Annotated in this window: 11 protein-coding genes; 5 read left to right on the top strand and 6 right to left on the bottom strand. The window is 74.4% G+C overall.

What is annotated here, in order from left to right:
* Window positions 1-11 precede the first annotated feature (11 nt).
* From ACGF0J_RS26320 to ACGF0J_RS26305, 4 genes are all read right to left on the bottom strand, one after another.
* Window positions 12-2099 (bottom strand): iron ABC transporter permease, encoded by a 2088-nt coding sequence (locus ACGF0J_RS26320; protein ID WP_393149685.1) that lies wholly within the window; start codon window positions 2097-2099, stop codon window positions 12-14.
* Window positions 2096-3088, bottom strand: a complete 993-nt coding sequence (locus tag ACGF0J_RS26315) for an ABC transporter substrate-binding protein (protein WP_393149683.1) — start codon at window positions 3086-3088, stop codon at window positions 2096-2098. Before ACGF0J_RS26315 ends, ACGF0J_RS26320 begins: the two co-directional genes overlap by 4 nt.
* Window positions 3089-3202: 114 nt before the next feature.
* Window positions 3203-4111: an ABC transporter ATP-binding protein gene (locus ACGF0J_RS26310; RefSeq protein ID WP_393149681.1), complete on the bottom strand. Its 909-nt coding sequence runs from the start codon at window positions 4109-4111 to the stop codon at window positions 3203-3205.
* A gap of 101 nt (window positions 4112-4212) precedes the next feature.
* Window positions 4213-5856 (bottom strand): ParB N-terminal domain-containing protein, encoded by a 1644-nt coding sequence (locus ACGF0J_RS26305; protein WP_393149679.1) that lies wholly within the window; start codon window positions 5854-5856, stop codon window positions 4213-4215.
* Between the two features lie 136 nt (window positions 5857-5992).
* Here ACGF0J_RS26305 and ACGF0J_RS26300 point away from each other — a divergent pair, with 136 nt between their 5' ends.
* On the top strand, window positions 5993-6943 hold the full coding sequence (locus ACGF0J_RS26300) for a DMT family transporter (protein WP_393149677.1): 951 nt from the start codon (window positions 5993-5995) through the stop codon (window positions 6941-6943).
* Window positions 6944-7026: 83 nt separating this feature from the next.
* Here the strand turns inward: ACGF0J_RS26300 and ACGF0J_RS26295 are convergent, their stop codons facing one another.
* Window positions 7027-7917, bottom strand: coding sequence for a DoxX family protein (locus ACGF0J_RS26295; RefSeq protein WP_393149675.1), 891 nt, complete (start codon window positions 7915-7917; stop codon window positions 7027-7029).
* Between the two features lie 35 nt (window positions 7918-7952).
* Window positions 7953-9482 (bottom strand): MFS transporter, encoded by a 1530-nt coding sequence (locus ACGF0J_RS26290; RefSeq protein WP_393149673.1) that lies wholly within the window; start codon window positions 9480-9482, stop codon window positions 7953-7955.
* A 258-nt stretch (window positions 9483-9740) separates the two neighbouring features.
* On the opposite strand from ACGF0J_RS26290, the gene ACGF0J_RS26285 reads away from it, so the two are divergent.
* The 4 genes from ACGF0J_RS26285 to ACGF0J_RS26270 all read left to right on the top strand — a co-directional run bounded on the left by ACGF0J_RS26285 (window position 9741) and on the right by ACGF0J_RS26270 (window position 16007).
* Window positions 9741-11588 (top strand): hypothetical protein, encoded by a 1848-nt coding sequence (locus ACGF0J_RS26285; protein ID WP_393149671.1) that lies wholly within the window; start codon window positions 9741-9743, stop codon window positions 11586-11588.
* 92 nt (window positions 11589-11680) lie between these two features.
* Complete coding sequence (locus tag ACGF0J_RS26280; protein WP_393149669.1) at window positions 11681-14029, top strand: AAA family ATPase; 2349 nt, start codon at window positions 11681-11683, stop codon at window positions 14027-14029.
* Window positions 14030-14104: 75 nt separating this feature from the next.
* On the top strand, window positions 14105-15091 hold the full coding sequence (locus ACGF0J_RS26275) for an ABC transporter permease (protein WP_393149667.1): 987 nt from the start codon (window positions 14105-14107) through the stop codon (window positions 15089-15091).
* A 7-nt stretch (window positions 15092-15098) separates the two neighbouring features.
* Window positions 15099-16007: an ABC transporter permease gene (locus ACGF0J_RS26270; RefSeq protein WP_393149665.1), complete on the top strand. Its 909-nt coding sequence runs from the start codon at window positions 15099-15101 to the stop codon at window positions 16005-16007.
* Window positions 16008-16009: the final 2 nt, after the last annotated feature.

Below are 16009 nucleotides of genomic sequence, written 5' to 3'. Positions count from 1 at the left end.
TCTCGTTCCTCTCAGAAGTGGGCCGTGGCGCGGGAGCGCCACAGCAACCAGACGAAGTACGGGGTGCCGACCAGGGCGGTGACCAGGCCCGCCGGGATCTGGGCGGGGGCGATGACGGTCCGGCCCAGCGTGTCGGCGATGCTGACCAGCAGCGCGCCGAGGAGCGCCGCGAGCGGCAGCACGCGGGCGTGCGCGCCTCCGGCCAGGGCGCGGGCCGCGTGCGGCGCGACCAGCCCGACGAAGCCGACGACGCCGACGGCGGAGACCGCCGTGGCGGTCAGCACCACCGCGCCGCCGAGCGCGGCCAGCCGTACCGGCTCCAGCGGGACGCCGAGGATGCGGGGCGAGTCCTCGTCGAGCGTCAGCAGGTCCAGGTCGCGGCGCAGCCAGGCCAGCAGCGGGACGGCGACGAGCAGCGCCAGCGCGACCGGGACGAGCTGGACCGGCACCCGGCCGTAGGTCGAGCCGGACAGCCAGGTGAGCGCCTTGGCGGTGTTCCACGGGTCGGACCGCACGATGATCAGCACGGTGATCGCGGTGGCCGCCGCCTGCACGCTGACGCCGATCAGCACGAGCCGGTCCGAGCTCAGCCCGCCCCGCCAGGACAGCCCGTACACCAGCCCGAACGCCACCAGCGCGCCGGCTCCCGCCGCGGCCGACATCGGCCAGATCCCGGCCAGCGGCACGGCGGTGAGCAGCGTGATCGCGCCGACGCCGGCGCCGGCGGTCACTCCGAGGACACCCGGCTCGGCCAGCGGGTTCCGGCACACCGCCTGCACGGCGGTGCCTGCCACGGCGAGCGCGGCCCCGGCCAGCACCGCTGCCAGGACGCGCGGGTAGCGCTGGTCGAGCACGTACGTGAGCGCCCGCCCGGTGCGCCCCTGCAGCCAGTTGGCGAGGTCGCCGGTGAGCAGCCAGGTGTCGCCGCCGAGCATCCCGAGGACGATCGCGCCCGCCAGCAGCGCCGCGCACAGCGCCAGCATGACCGCGAACCCGGTGCGCGACCGGGCGGCGACGGTGCGCACCGCGGGTGGCCGCCGGGCCGGGCCCGCGTCGCGGTAGCGGCGGGCCAGCCACACCATCGCCACGGCACCCAACACGGTGGTCACCACGCCCGGCGGCACCTCCACCCCGGCCTGCCCGCCGAGCGCGGCGCGCAGCACGATGTCGGCGCCCAGCACGATCAGCACGCCGGCCAGCGCCGACAGCGGCAGCAGCAGCCGATGGCGCCGCAGACCGAGCGCCGAGCCGGGCAGCAGCCGGACGACCACGGGCGCGCACAGCCCGACGAAGCCGATCGGCCCGGCGACGGTCACCGCGGCGGCCGAGGCCAGCACCGCCAGCAGGGTCGCCCACAGGCGCAGCCGCCGCACGTTCACACCCAGCACCGAGGCGGTGTCGTCGCCCAGGCCGAGGATGTCCAGCCGCGGCCCGGCCAGCATCGACGCCAGCAGCACCAGCGCGATCACCGGGCCCAGCTGGGTGACGGCCGTCAGGTCGGTGTGCGTGAGCGAGCCGCTGCCCCAGGCGTACAGCCCGGTCGTCTGCTCCTCGAAGAGGATCATCAGCAGGTTGGTCAGCGCGGCGAACGCCAGCGCGGTGGCCGAGCCGGCCAGGATGAGCCGGGTCGTGCCCGCCCGGCCGCCCGCCGACAGCGCCAGCACCAGGCCGGCCGCCGCGAGCCCGCCCAGGAAGGCCAGCCCGCCCGCCATCGGCAGCGGCAGCGCCAGGCCGAACGCCGCCGCGGCGACCACCGCCAGGTAGGCGCCGGAGCTGACGGCGAGCGTGTCGGGCGAGGCCATCGGGTTGCGGGCGATCGACTGCAGCAGCGCGCCCGCCACGCCCAGCGCCACCCCGACCGCGACGCCGGCCAGCAGCCGGGGCAGCCGGGAGGCGACGAGGACCCGGGCCGCCTCCTGGTCGTCGCCGCCGAAAGCCAGCCCGAGCAGGTCGAGCGCGCCGATCGACGAGGTGCCCTGCGTGAGGTGGACCGCCGCGATCAGGACGGTCACCGCGGCGGCGATCGCGAAGACCCCGGCGGCCCCGAGCCGCCGCAGCGGGGTGAGCGGGGGCGCCGGGGTCAGCAACGGAGTGCTCAAGCGGTGTACGCCTTCACCAGAGCCTCGGCGTACTGGGCGCACGACAGCGGGCCGCCGAAGGTCCAGATGCCCGGAGGCAGCTCGTTGACCTGCTGCTTCTGCACGAACGGCAACGACTTCCAGATCGCGTTGGTGGCCAGGCCGTCGGCGAAGACGTCGACGCCGTCGGAGGCGTTGTAGAAGAAGCGGATGCCGGGGTCCTTCAGCGCGGTGAGGCCCTCCACGTCGGTGGTGCCGAGCCCCCAGGCCGGATCGACCTTGCCGGTCCAGGCGTTCTTCAGGCCGAGCTGCTCCGCGACGTCGGAGACCAGCGAGCCCTTGCCGAACAGGCGGATCGAGATCGTGCTGCCCTCCTTCCAACCGTCGGCCATCACGAACGGCTTGCCGGCGGCCCCGGCGGCGGCGAGCTTCTGCCTCCCGTCGGCCAGCGCGGCGTCGAGGTCGGCGAACAGCTTGTCGGCCTCGGCGGTCTTGCCCACGGCCGTCGCGATCATCTTCAGGTCGTCGCGCATGCGCTGCATGTTGCCGCTCGCGTCACTGCCCTTGGCCACGATGACCGGGACGATCTTTTCGAGCTGGCCGACCAGCGGCGAGTCACGCTCGTCCTCCATGACGATCAGGTCGGGCTGGAGGGCGGCGATGGAGTCGACGCTCGGCTCCTGCCGGGTGCCCACGTCCTTGACGGAGGCGTCCAGCTTGGCGGCGGTGACCCAGGTGCCGTAGCCCTTGACGTCGGCGACGCCGACCGGCATGACACCGAGACTGACCAGCGCCTCGGCCTCGCCCCACTCCAGGGCGATCACCTTCGTGGCCGGGCGGTCGAGCTTGACCTGCTTGCCCCGGGCGTCAGTCACGGTGATCGGGCCGGCGGGGGAGCCGCTCGCCGTGCCGGCGGCGGCCGGCTGCGCGGCGGGGGTCTCGGTGGTGCCGCAGGCGGCCAGGGCCAGCACGGCGATCAGGCCGGTGAGGGTGCGGCGGAGGAGGGGCATGGTGATTCCTGTCGTGTTCGTGCGGGACATGCTGTCCTGGTGGGGCGCGGGTTCCGGCTGCGCTTGAGGGCTGTGCGAGCGCCGACTGTGCGAGCGCCGACTGTGCGGTGCTGGTTATGCGGGTGCCGGTTGGGCGGCTGCCGAGGCCGCGGCTGCCGGGTGTGCGGCCGGGTGTGCGGGTGCCGAGGCCGCGGGTTCGGCGATCGCGGGCCTTTCACGGGTGGGTTCGGTGTGCCGGCCGATGGGCCGCGTGCGCACCACACCCGTCCGGGGGTCCCGCGTCGCCTCGATGCGGATCCCGTACGTGCCGGTGAGCAGGGCCTCGGTGAGGACCTCCGCGGGCGGGCCCTCGGCGCGGACGCGCCCCTGGCAGAGCAGCACCACCTGGTCGGCGATCTCGGCGGCCTGGTTGAGGTCGTGCAGCACCACCCCGACGGCCACGTCGTGCAGATCGGCCAGGTCGCGCACGAGCTCCAGCAGCTCCACCTGGTAGCGCAGGTCGAGGAACGTGGTCGGCTCGTCCAGCAGCAGCACGCCCGTGTCCTGCGCCAGGCAGGTGGCCAGCCAGACGCGCTGCAGCTCGCCGCCGGACAGCTCGTCGACCGGCCGTCCGGCCATGGCCGCGACGCCGGTCAGCTCCATCGCCCTGGCGATCGCCGCCGCGCCGTCCGGGTCGCCCGCACGCCACCGGCCCCGGTACGGGTGCCGGCCGTAGCCGACGACGTCCTGCACGCGGACGCCGCCCGGCGTGGGACGGCTCTGGGCGAGCAGGGTGACCCGCCGGGCGAAGTCGCGGGGCGCCAGGTCCAGCGCGGAGGCGCCGTCGTCCAGCGTCACCGTGCCCGTCTCGGGCCGGTGCAGCCGGGCCAGGGCGCGCAGCAGGGTGGACTTGCCGCTGCCGTTCGGGCCGACGAGCGCCGTCACCTGGCCGGGGCGCAGGACGATGCGGCCGTCCTCCACCACGGTGGCCCCGTGGTAGCCCAGGCGGAGGCCGGCGCCGCGCAAAGAGATCCTCTCGGTCACGTCGCTTAGGTTAGGCTAACCTTGCCGTCCGATCAATATGTCGGAATAGGTGCTTTTGGTCACTTAGGTGTGGATCGGTCGCCGGAGACGACCGCCGGCGCTCAACCGCCGTTCGAGCGTCGCCGGCCGCGCTCGGCCATCCAGTCCGGCAGCATCTCCTTGTTCAGGTCCCAGCCCATGCGCACGTCCTTGATAGTCCTGTACCCCATGAAGGGGAGCTCGACCTCCTTGAACGGGATCTCGTCCAGCACCCCCTCCGCCGCGCGCAGCCGGTGATTGCCGTCGACGACGAACGTCCTGCCCTCGTCGTGCACCACGAAGACGGGGCGGCCCACCCATCCCTTCGTCGCCATGCTCTCCCTGAGCTGGGCCACCCTCTTCTGCCCGTACTCGCCCGCGGGCGGGTCGGCCGGCTCCAGGTCGTACGGGGAGGCGTTCCCGGCGCTCGGCGGCGGCGTCTTCGCGACGACCGGCGGCGCCTCCTGGGCGGCCTCGTGAACCGGCTCCCGGGCGCTGGTCGATGCGGACGCGGGCGTGTCGTGAGCCGTCTTCGGGGCGACGGGTGATGCGGCCACCGGCGTGTCCGGAGCCGTCTTCGGGGTGACGGGTGGCGTGGCCGCCGGCGTGTCGTGAGCTGTCTTCGGGGTGACGGGTGGCGCGGGCGCCGGCGGGTCCTGGGCCGCCGTCCTCGGCGTGTCCGGGCGCGCTCCCTTCGCCCGCGCCTGCGTGGCGGTCCGCCGGGCCGCCACGGTGACGCGCGGGCCTCGGGCGTCGAGGACGCGGCGCAGGCGGGTCGCCACGCCGCGGGTCACGGCGTTGCCGAGGAACTGTTCGAGCCGGCGCCGGAAGACCGCCACGAAGCGCCGGGCTACGGAACGCAGACCGGCGATCACCATCCGCACGTGCAGCGCGGCGGCTCCGCCGCCGACGGCGGCTGCGATCGCGCCCCAGACCAGAGCGGCGGCCACGAGGCCCGCCAGCACGATCAGGAACCGCTTGGCGCCCGCGACGAAACCGGCGGCCAGGTCGTGGACGTCGGCCAGGACGGCCAGGACGGTGGCGAGGCTGGACAGGTGTCCGGAGTCGTCGCCCTCGTGGTGGTAGTCGGCCCAGAACACGGTGACGTCGTCGATGGACTCTCCCGCGTTGTTCGCCCTGGCGTGTCCGATGGCGTGGTGGGCGGCGGGGATGACCTCCGTGGCGAGGACGCGGGCGCAGGTGCGGTAGGCCGCGGCGCACGCGCGCAACGCTCCCTCGTCCTGGGTGAACCACGGCACGCCCAGCATCCCGAAGGCGGTCTCCAGACCGGGCGGGAGCATCAGGCCCTGCTCCGCCGGCGGCGCCGGAGCGGGCGCAGCGGCCCAGCGCCCCCCGGCCGGCGCGTCGCCGGCCGGGCCGGCTTCCAGGCCGGTGTCCGGCCGGGACGTCGCGCCCGCGGCCGGATGCGCGACGCCGGCCGACGCGAGCACGGCGGCCATCGCGGACTCGCGGGCGGTGGCGTGCAGGCCGGCCATCGTCCGCAGACCCGCACTGCTCGCCCCGAGATTGCCGTTCAGGTGACGGCAGGCCTCGCCGAGCAACTCGTTGACGCGATCCATGGCCACGCTGACGACGCCGATTCCCCAGGGTGAGCGCGCGCCGCCGCCGGTGACCGCCAGCAACGCCTCGGTATGCCGCCTGAACAGCTCGGCGGCGTCCCGCAGGTCCCGCGCGGCACGGAGCAATGACGCCTCATGGATCCTCATCTCCGATCTCACCGGCACATCATCCGGTACGGACGTCAGACCACGCAGGTATGCGGCCGAAAACTACGAAATATCCGGCAGACCTTGTCGGTGGCAGCCGCTACGCTCCGAGAGGCTCATCAAGAGGAGGCGTGGAGTGCTGACCAGGGCTGTGGGACGGTGGCTGCCGGGGTTCGTGGCGCTCGCCGCGATCTGGGGCAACAGCTTCTTCTTCATCAAGATCGCCGTGAGCGAGCTGGAGCCGCTGCAGGTGTCGTTCGGACGGATGGCGGTGGGGGCGCTCACCCTCCTCGTCGCCCTAGCGATCGGCCGCAAGGCGCTCCCGCGCGACCCCCGCCTGTGGGGACACTTCCAGGTCGCCTCCGTGGTGCTCACCACGCTCCCCTTCACCCTCTTCGCCTATGGCGAGCAGTACGTCTCCTCGGTCGTCGCGGCCATCTGGAACGCCACCACCCCGCTGTGCACCCTCGCCTTCACCCTGCTGCTGCGCACCGAGAGGGCCACCCCCAGCCGGATGGCGGGGCTTGGACTGGGATTCGCGGGCGTCATGGTGGTGCTGGGCGTGTGGCAGCCGCTGGGCGGCGGGCAGCTCGCCGGCAGCCTGGCCTGCTTCGCCGCCGCGATGTGCTACGGCGTCGGCGGCGCCTATCTGGGCCGGTTCGTCACCGGGCGGCGGAGCGAACCCGCCGTGGTGCTGGCCACCGGCCAGCTCCTGAGCGGCACGGCGCAGCTCGCGGTCGTGACGCTGCTCGCCGGCGTGCCGCTGGTGGACACCGGCGCCTCGGCCGCCGTCTGGTGGAGCATGCTGGCCCTCGGCGGGCTCGGCACCGGCCTGGCATACCTCCTGCTCTACTGGGTGCAGGTGCGGGCCGGGGTGACGATGACGTCCACGGTGACCTACCTGCTGCCGGTGTTCGCGGCGATCTCCGGCGTGCTGGTGCTGGGGGAGACGCTGTCGTGGAACCAGCCGGTGGGCGCCGTGGTCATCCTGGCCGCCATCGCCCTCACCCAGGGACTGCCGTTCCGGCGCCGCCGCGTGGGTGAGGCGGCGCCGGTGACGGACAAGGCGCCTGCAAGCCGCGAGTGAGCTCTCCGCCCTGCGCGACGCCCTGTCCCGACACCCTGGTCCCGGGACCTGGAGCACGGGTTCGGCGCCGGGCCCGGTGACGCTCAGCCGCCGGAGGAGGTCCGGCGGCCGCGCGGCTGTGGCTTCTTGCGACCGGCCACCAGCGTGTCGCCGGGCACGGAGGGGACGGGGCCGTCGCCCGGGGCGGGTTCGGCGTCCACGGCGGCTTGCGGGGCCGTGTCCGCCATGCGATCCGCCAGATCGTCCTCCGGGGCTTCGGCGGGCGCGCCGCCCACCGCGCGGTCGCCTACTGCGGGGTCGACTCCTGTGCGGTCCCCTACTGCGGGGTCGCCCGCTGCGGGGTCGCCCGTCCCGCGGTCAGCAGTCCGTCGGTCGTCCGTCGAGCCCGGCTCCGCCGCCGTCTCACTCGCCGCGCCGCCCGCCGTGCCTCCGCCGGCCATGCCCGCGACCGTCGCGTACGGAGCGGTGCCGCGCCGCGCGGTGGCGCCGGAGCCGGACGGGCCGGGCGGGTCAGGGTCGCGCAGCGAGGCGAGCACCTGGTCGGCCTCCGAGTCGGCGGCGAACTCGCTGGCGGCGGCCGACTCCCTGCGTCTGATCACCACCATGTGGTCCACCGACACGCGTCCCGCCCCCACCACGGCCAGCAGCAGCGCCGCCACGCCGAGCAGGACGAGCTCGTTCAGACTGATGGGGTTGAGCGGCGGCGCCACCACGAAGACCGCCAGCGACTCGGCGAACAGCAGCAGCCCCACCACCGGCACGATGAGCCCGGCGATCAGCAGCGCCCCGCCGATCAGCTCGGCCAGCATGGTCACGGTCGCCCAGGCCCGGGGCGCCGGGGCGCCCTGCGCCAGGAAGCCGGCGCCCGTGGAGTTGAGGCCCTCCTCCAGCTTGTGCCAGCCGTTGGCGAAGGCGATGCCGCCGACGCCGAGGCGGGCGACTAACGCGGCGATGTCACGCAGGGCCTGTTTCACGGTAGATCTCTGCCCGGAGCGGGTCACGGCACACCTCAATCACGGCGCAGCAGCACGGTCACGGCGATGGCGGTCAGGCTGAGCAGGACGACGCTCACGACCACGGTCGTGTGCAGGGCGTTGACGAATGCCCACCGGGCCGCGGACAGCAGCGCGTCGCCGGTGCTGCCGCCCACCTCGCCGGCCACGTGGGCGGCGCCGGCGAGCGACTGCCGGGCCTGGTCCATGCCGCCCTCGGGCACGCCGGGGACGGCCTCCAGCGCGGGCGCGTAGACGATGGTGGTGATCGTGCCGAGCACGGCGACCCCCAGCCCGGCGCCGAGCTCGTACGCGGTCTCCTCGATGGCGGCCGCGCCGCCCGCCTGGGACTCGGGGCAGGCGGACATGATGGTGTCGGACGCGGCGAGCAGCGCCACCTGGACCCCGAATCCGATGCCCACGAAGCAGACCGCGAGCATCACCGGATGCCCTTCCACACCCCAACCCAGCGTCGGGGTCAGGGACAACGCCACCAGGCCGAGCCCGCCGCTCATGGTGCCTCGCAGGCCGAGGTGCGGCAGGATGTGGGCGGCGGCCAGCCCGCCGGCGACCGCCGACAGGACGAGCGGCAGCATGCGGACCGCGGCGCGCACCGGGCTGTCGCCGAGCACGAGCTGGAGATACTGCGCCAGCATGAGCTGCAGCCCCACCAGTGCGAACACGCCGAGCAGCACCCCGGCCACGCCGGTGGTGAACCCCCGGTTCCTGAACAGGCCCACCTCCAGCAGCGGCGTCGTCAGCCGCTTCTGCCGCCGGACGAACCACACCAGCAGCGCCACCCCGCCCGCGAAGATCGCCAGCGCGGCGCCGAGAGGCATCAGGCTGCCCGATCCGGCCTCCTTGAGCCCGAACGCCAGAGCCAGGATGCCCAGCACGGACAGCACCGCGCTCAGCCCGTCCCAGGTGTGCCCGGCGCGGCCGCGCGAGTCCGGCAGCAGCCGGACGGCGGCGGGCAGCAGCACGAGCAGGATCGGCACGTTGACGAGGAACACCGCGCCCCACCAGACGCCCACCAGGACCCCGCCGACCAACGGACCGACCGCGGCGCCCGCGGCGGCGACCGCGCTCCAGACGCCCAGCGCGATGGCCCGCTCCCGGCGGTCGGTGAAGACCTGCCGGATCAGCGACAGCGTGGCCGGCATGATCATGGCTCCACCCACGCCGAGCAGCGCCCGGGACAGGATGAGGGCGAGCGGGGTGGGGGAGAAGGCCGCTGCGGCCGAGGCGACCCCGAACAGCACGAACCCGGCCAGCACCAACCGTTTTCGCCCGTACCGGTCGCCCAGCGCCCCGAACATGATCAGCAGCGGCGCCACGACGAGCGAGTAGACGTCGATGATCCACAGAAGCTGCACCGCCGAGGGCTCCAGCGCCGAGGTGAGCGCGGGCACGGCGATGTGCAGGACGGTGGCGTCGACGGTGATCAGCAGCAGGCTCAGGCAGAGCACCAGGAGGATCGCCCAGCGGTTGTGCTGCGGCTGCCGGGCCGTACGCCGGACGGCGGGCGCGGCGTTCGTGACGGTCATGGGCCTCCTTGCGGGCCTGTCCGGTCACAACGGGCCCGCACGTGCTGGTGCTCGCCGCCGCCACGGAACCCGCCGGCTCGTGCCTCGCTCTCCGCTCTCGGGCTCTCCGGCTCCGGCCTGCGTGGCAGCTTAGGCCATGGCATGCACTTGGTATAGCGGTATCGACGCATCCAAGGTCCCCACCCGTACCTCTCTAGAGAGATACAGCCCTATGTCGGGATCTGTTCAAGGTTCACCCACCGGCCGACGATGGGCAGCGTGGGGATAGCTCGAAATGGTAGCAAAAGCGACGAAAATGCGGACAAATCCTCACGAGACTGGTGTGGGGAGGCCGTCGCCCGCCTCCACGCCGAACGGCCCGAGGACGCGCTGACCGCGGCCCGCGCCGCCGCCGGCCTCGACCCGGCGGGCGAGTGGCCGCACCGTCTCACCGGGCTCGCCCTCGAACGGCTCGGCCGCGACCGCGACGCCCTCCCACCGGCCCGGCAGGCGGTCCGGCTGGCGCCCGGCTCCTGGGCCGCCCGGCTGGGGCTGGCCACGGTGCTCAGCCACCTGCCCGGACACTGGGACGAGGCCGCCGGCCAGGCCGCGCTGGCCCGCCGATACGCCCCGGCCCGCCCCGAACCCCTCGTCCTGGAAGGCGACCTGGCCCTGCAACGCGGCGAGCACGCCCGCGCCGAAGCCGCCTACCGGACCGCCCTCGCCCTCGATCCCGGCCACCTCCAGGCCCGCGTCAACCTCGGCCTCGCGCTGCTGCGCTGGGACCCGCCCCACGCCCACCACGACCCGGCCTGGCCGATCGGCCCGCGCGAGACCGGCCGCGCCAGACGGGCGCTGGAGGTGTGGTCGCGCCAGGCCCGCCTCCTCGTGGCGCTCGCCACGACCGCGGCCGCGACGCTCGCGTCGGCCTTCGACCTGGGCGGCCCGGCGCTGCTGGGCGGGTTCGCCGCGCTCGCCGCCCTCGTGCCGCTCACGCTCCGGCAGGCGCGCCGGGTGCGGATCGGCGGGTGGCTACCCGCGATGCTCGCCCGTGATCCGTGGCTCGCCACCGCGGTGCTGTCGGCCGTGGTGTCGGTGGCGGCGTTCGCCGGGTGGCTCGCACTGGCCCTGCTCCCCGGCACGGCCATCTCGTCCTGGTGGCCGGTGTGGGCCGGGCTGGCGGCGATCGCGGTGCTGAGCTGGCCGGCGCACGCCGCCCTGCGCCTGCTCGCCCTGACCTGGCGCGGCCACCCCCTCCAGGCCATCGCCCACTTCACCGCCGCCGCCGGCGTGCGGGGGAGCGGGGCAGGCGCGCGGGTGGCCCGGCGGAACGCGGGCGTGGCGCTGTGGATCCTCGCCGGCCGCACCTGGTCGGTGCTCGCCGCCCTGTCCGGCACCGCGTTCGCCGCCGCACCGCGGGCCGCCCCGGTCGCCGCCGCCGCCGGAGCCCTCGCCGCCGCGGCGCCGTACCCGCTGCTCCGCGCCTACTGCCGCGTCCGCCGCGCCCTGGGCGGGAGCGGTCCCCGGCGGCGCGACGATCCATGGCCGGCCGCCGCCGTCGTGCTGCTCGTGCTCGCCGCGGCCGGCTGCGCGGCGGGCGGCGCGCTGGGCGCGGCCTGGGCGTGGTGGGCCGGGCCCGGCGCGCTCGCGGCCGTGGCGGCGCTGCTCGCGCTGCTGTCCGCGCGCGCCTGGTGGCGCGGCGCTCCCGGCCCCTGGCGGACCTCGCTGCGGCGGTGCGACCTGCCCGCCGGCACCGACCCGTCCGTGCCGCTGCACCCCCGCGTGCGGCGGGCCTTCGCCTACGCCAGGACCGCCGTGCTGGCGTTCGGCGACCCGCACGGCCCCCGGCTGGTGGGCGCGGCCACCTCGGTCGGCCCGTCCGGCGACCTGAGGGTGGTCGTCGAGGACGAGGCGTGGCAGGCGGTGGAGGCGGACCCCCGGGTGGCGGTGTTCGCCGCCGATCCGGACCGCGGGCGGCGCTGGGTGGAGGTGCGCGGCATCGCCGTCGCCGGACCGGGCAGCCTGCGTGTCACGCCCGAACAGGTGCTGGTGGGAGAGTTCCCGGGGCGGCACCAGCGCCACCAGCGCGACCCCCGGCGTCAGCGGGGCCCGCGCGGCGCGGAGTAGCGGGGCCCCGGCCGTCACCGTCACCTGGCGTGTCAGGTCCGCCCAATCGGCGGCCCGGTGCGGTATAACCGGGGTCGGACCGGGGAGGCGTGATGCGGGAGTCCGACAGGACCCAGGCCGCGGGGCGGGCCGCGGCGAGGGATCTGTTCGAGAGGGTACGGCTGCGCTATTTCGGCCTCCCCCCGGCCGTCCGGAGGGTGCTGTACGCCGCGGTGCTCATCGGCTCCGTGGGCCTTGCGGCCGCGCTCGGCTGGGACCTGTGGCAGACCTTCCTCGTCACGCTCATCGCGCTCGGGTTCGCCGCGCTCACCCTGCGCTTCCCGCGCGCCGCCGCCACCGCCCTGGTGGTCGGCGGCTGGGCGGCGCTGGTGCCGCTGCTCGGCGTCCTGTTCCCGGCGCGGTCGCCGGCCCCGACGCTGCTGCTCGTGCTCGCCCTCCCGGTCGCCGCCGCGGCCCACCTGATCCGCTGGGTCGCGCCGTGGCTGACCGCGCTGCTCGCCCTGGTCCCCGCCGCGCTGCTGGCCGCCGCGGTGTCGCCCGTCTCCGACGGCGTCGCCGTCTGGGTCGCGTACGGCGCAGCCGCCGCCGTGCTGCTCTACCGCTTCGTGCTGGCCCGCCGCGCCAGGGCAGAGCTGGCCACGCGTGAGCAGGAGCAGTTGCGCGTCCGCGTCCGCGAGGGCAGACCCGAGGCGCAGCCCGACAAGGCCGCCGCGCCGCCCAGCATCTCCGTCGAGGAGGCGCTGGGCGAGCTGGAGAGCATGATCGGCCTCGCGCCGGTCAAGGAGCAGGTCCGCTCGATCGCCGCCTCCATCGAGGCGTCCCGGCTGCGTGCCGAGGCCGGCTACACCTCCGGCCGGCCCACCCGCCACTTCGTGTTCGTCGGCCCGCCGGGCACCGGCAAGACCAGCGTCGCCCGCACCCTCGCCAAGATCTTTTACGCGTTCGGCCTGCTGGAGACCCCGTACGTGGTGGAGGCCCAGCGGGCCGACCTGGTGGGCGAGTTCCTCGGCGCGACCGCGATCAAGACGAACGAGCTGGTGGACCGGGCGCTCGGCGGCGTGCTGTTCATCGACGAGGCGTACGGGCTGGTCAACTCCTCCGACGGCCAGCCCGACCGGTTCGGCGCCGAGGCCGTGCAGACGCTGCTCAAACGGGCCGAGGACGACCGCGACCGGCTGATCATCATCCTGGCCGGCTACGAGCAGGAGATGACCTCCTTCCTCGCCTCCAACCCGGGCCTGGCCAGCAGGTTCGCCACCAGGGTGCGTTTCCCCAGCTACTCGCCCGCCGAGCTGGCCGAGATCACCGGCCTGCTGCAGCGCCGCCGCGGCGACACCATGTCCGCCGAGACCAGGGCCGCGCTGCTCGGCCTGTTCGAGGACGTGCAGCGCCGTGGCCTGGTCGACGAGCTGGGCAACGCCCGCTTCGTCCGCAGCCTCGTCGAGGCCGCGGCGCAGGCCCGCGACGTACGCGTGGTGGGCGCGGGCGGCACGCCGACCACCGTGGAACTGGTCACCACGACCACGCCCGACGTGACCAAGGCGTTCGGCGAGCTGACCGCCCGCTTCCGCGGCTACGAGGCCACGCCCACCCTGGAGGAGGCGCTCGCCGACCTCGACCGCATGGCCGGGCTCGCCCCCGTCAAACGGCAGGTCCACGCCATCGCCGCGCAACTCCAGGTGGCCCGGATGCGTCAGGAGCGCGGCCTGCCGACGCCGCAGCAGATGCGCCACTTCGTGTTCGCCGGCCCGCCCGGCACGGGCAAGACCACCGTCGCCCGCGTGGTCGGCCGTGTCTTCGCCGCGCTCGGCCTGCTCGCCCGGCCCGACGTGGTGGAGGCGCAGCGGGCCGATCTGGTCGGCCAGCACCTCGGCGCGACCGCGATCAAGACGAACGAGCTGGTGGACCGGGCGCTCGGCGGCGTGCTGTTCGTGGACGAGGCCTACAGCCTGGTCAACCCCGGCTACTCCGGCGGCGACGCGTTCGGCGCCGAGGCCGTGCAGACGCTGCTCAAACGGGCCGAGGACGACCGCGACCGGCTCGTCATCGTGCTGGCCGGCTACCAACGTGAGATGGACGCCTTCCTGGCCACCAATCCCGGCCTGGCCAGCCGGTTCAACCAGCGGGTGGCCTTCCCCAGCTACACCCCCGCCGAGCTGTCGGAGATCGCCGTGCTGCTGGCCGACAAGGCGGGCGACCGCTTCGACGAGGCTGCGCTGCGCGATCTGGACGAGGTCTTCACCTGGGTCTGCGAGGAACGGCTGATCGACGGGCTGGGCAACGGCCGCTTCGCCCGGTCGCTGTTCGAGCGGGCCGCCATGCGCCGCGACGTGCGCCTGGCCGCCCTGGCCGCGCGGGGCGGCTCGGCCACCTCGGCGGAGCTGACGACGATCACCAGCGACGACGTGCGCACCGCGGTGGACGAACTCTCCGGACGTTGACCCCGCACTTGCGTGCACCCTCCCCCGCGCATGGTGTAGCTATATGACTACGCACCGTGCGCGGGAGGGGGGACGATGGCGGGGTTCCTGGCCCGCAGGCTGCTCAACTACCTCGTGCTCGTCGCCGTCGCCGCCAGCCTCGCCTACCTGCTGGCCGCCGCCGCCCTCGACCCGCGCTCCAACTACGCCGACCGGACCCCCAAGCCGCCGGCGGCGGTGGTCGACGCCCAGCTCTCCGCGCTCAACCTGAACGACCGCACCCCGCTGATCCAGCGTTACGCCACGTGGGCGGCCGGGGTGCTGCACGGCGACTTCGGCAGGAGCGTGACGGGCTCACCGGTCGGCGACGACCTCAGGCGACGGGCCGGGGTGACGTTCCGCCTGGTGCTGCTCGGGCTGGTCTTCGGCAGCCTGGCCGGGGTGGCCGTCGGCGCGCTGGCCGCGATCGGCCAGTACGGCTGGTTCGACCGGCTGTCGGCCGGCCTGTCGTTCGCGGTGCTGGCGGTGCCCGTGGTCGTGCTGGCCAACATGCTCATCCTGGCCGGCACCTGGGCCAACGAGCGTCTCTTCGGCCACCAGGTCTTCCTGGTCAGCGGCGAATACAGCGACGGGCTCGACGCCGGGCCCTGGGGGCGGGCGGTCGACCGGCTGCAGCACCTGGTGCTGCCCACGGTGTCACTGTCGCTCGGCCTGGTCGCGGTGTTCAGCCGCTACCAGCGCAACATGATGCTCGACGTGCTCGGCGCCGACTTCGTCCGCACCGCCAGGGCCAAGGGGCTCAGCCGGCGTGCCGCGCTCACCCGGCACGCGCTGCGCACGGCGCTGATCCCGGTCGTCACCTACTTCGCGTTCACGTTCGGTGTCCTGCTCACCGGCGCCACCTTCACCGAGAAGATCTTCGGCTGGCACGGGCTCGGCGAGCAGCTGATCGACTCGATCTTCACCAACGACGTCAACACGGTGGCCGCCATCTCCGTCCTCGCCGCGGTCGCGGTGCTGTGCGCGTCACTGGCCGCCGACCTGCTGCACGTCGCGCTCGACCCGCGGGTGAGGGCCGGGTGAGCGCCGGATGACGCTGTCGGAGGAGGAGCTGGCCGAGGACCTGACCGGCGGTCCCGAGCCGCGGCCCCCCTCCAGAGGCAGGGTGGTGGCCAGGCGCTTCCTGGCCACCCCGCGCGGGCGCGCCGGCCTGACCCTGCTCGGCCTGCTCTTCCTGCTCGCCTTCGCCGGCCCGCTGGTCAGCCCGTGGTCCTACACCGACCGTGACTTCACCGCGTTCCTGCAGCCGCCGTCGGCCGCCCACTGGCTCGGCACCCTGCAGACCGGGGCCGACGTCCTCGCCGTGACGCTGCGCGGCATGCAGAAGTCGCTCGTCGTCGGCCTGCTCGCGGCGCTGGTGTCCACCGCGCTGGCCGCCCTTGTGGGAGCCTTCGCCGGCTACTTCCTCGGCTGGACCGACCGGGCGCTGACCTGGCTGACCGACCTGCTGCTGGTGCTGCCCGCGTTCCTCATCCTGGCCATCATGTCGCCGATGTTCGGGTCGGGGACGTGGGTGCTGTTCGTGGCCATGCTGGCGCTGTTCCTGTGGATGGTCACCTCCAAGATCGTCAGGGGGATGACGGTCTCGCTGAAGCGGCGCGAGTTCATCCAGGCCGCCCGCTTCATCGGCGTACCACCGATCACGATCATCTTCAGGCACGTGCTGCCCAACCTGTCGTCGCTGCTCATCGTCGACGCCACCCTCAACGTCAGCGCGGCCATCCTCACCGAGACGTCCCTGTCCTACTTCGGGTTCGGCATCCAACCGCCCGACGTGTCGTTCGGCACGCTGATCGCCGACGGCGCCAGGACCGCCGTCTACGCCCCGTGGACGTTCTGGTTCGTCGCCGGGCTGCTGGTGGCGACCGTGCTCGCGGTCAACCTCGTCGGCGACGCCCTGCGCGACGCGTTCGACCCGGCCGCGGCGAGGCCGCGATGACG

The organism is Nonomuraea sp. NPDC047897, from assembly GCF_043204415.1.
Classification (GTDB): Bacteria; Actinomycetota; Actinomycetes; order Streptosporangiales; family Streptosporangiaceae; genus Nonomuraea.
The sequence above is the reverse complement of the archived record's forward strand: the minus strand, read 5'-3'. Positions and strand labels throughout refer to the sequence as shown.

Excerpts from the sequence above, each read along its gene's own strand:
- ACGF0J_RS26315 (WP_393149683.1), bottom strand. The coding sequence starts at position 3,088 with ATGCCCCTCCTCCGCCGCACCCTCACCGGCCTGATCGCCGTGCTGGCC.
- ACGF0J_RS26275 (WP_393149667.1), top strand. The coding sequence starts at position 14,105 with ATGGCGGGGTTCCTGGCCCGCAGGCTGCTCAACTACCTCGTGCTCGTC.
- ACGF0J_RS26280 (WP_393149669.1), top strand. The coding sequence starts at position 11,681 with ATGCGGGAGTCCGACAGGACCCAGGCCGCGGGGCGGGCCGCGGCGAGG.
- ACGF0J_RS26305 (WP_393149679.1), bottom strand. The coding sequence starts at position 5,856 with ATGAGGATCCATGAGGCGTCATTGCTCCGTGCCGCGCGGGACCTGCGG.
- ACGF0J_RS26270 (WP_393149665.1), top strand. The coding sequence starts at position 15,099 with ATGACGCTGTCGGAGGAGGAGCTGGCCGAGGACCTGACCGGCGGTCCC.
- ACGF0J_RS26290 (WP_393149673.1), bottom strand. The coding sequence starts at position 9,482 with ATGACCGTCACGAACGCCGCGCCCGCCGTCCGGCGTACGGCCCGGCAG.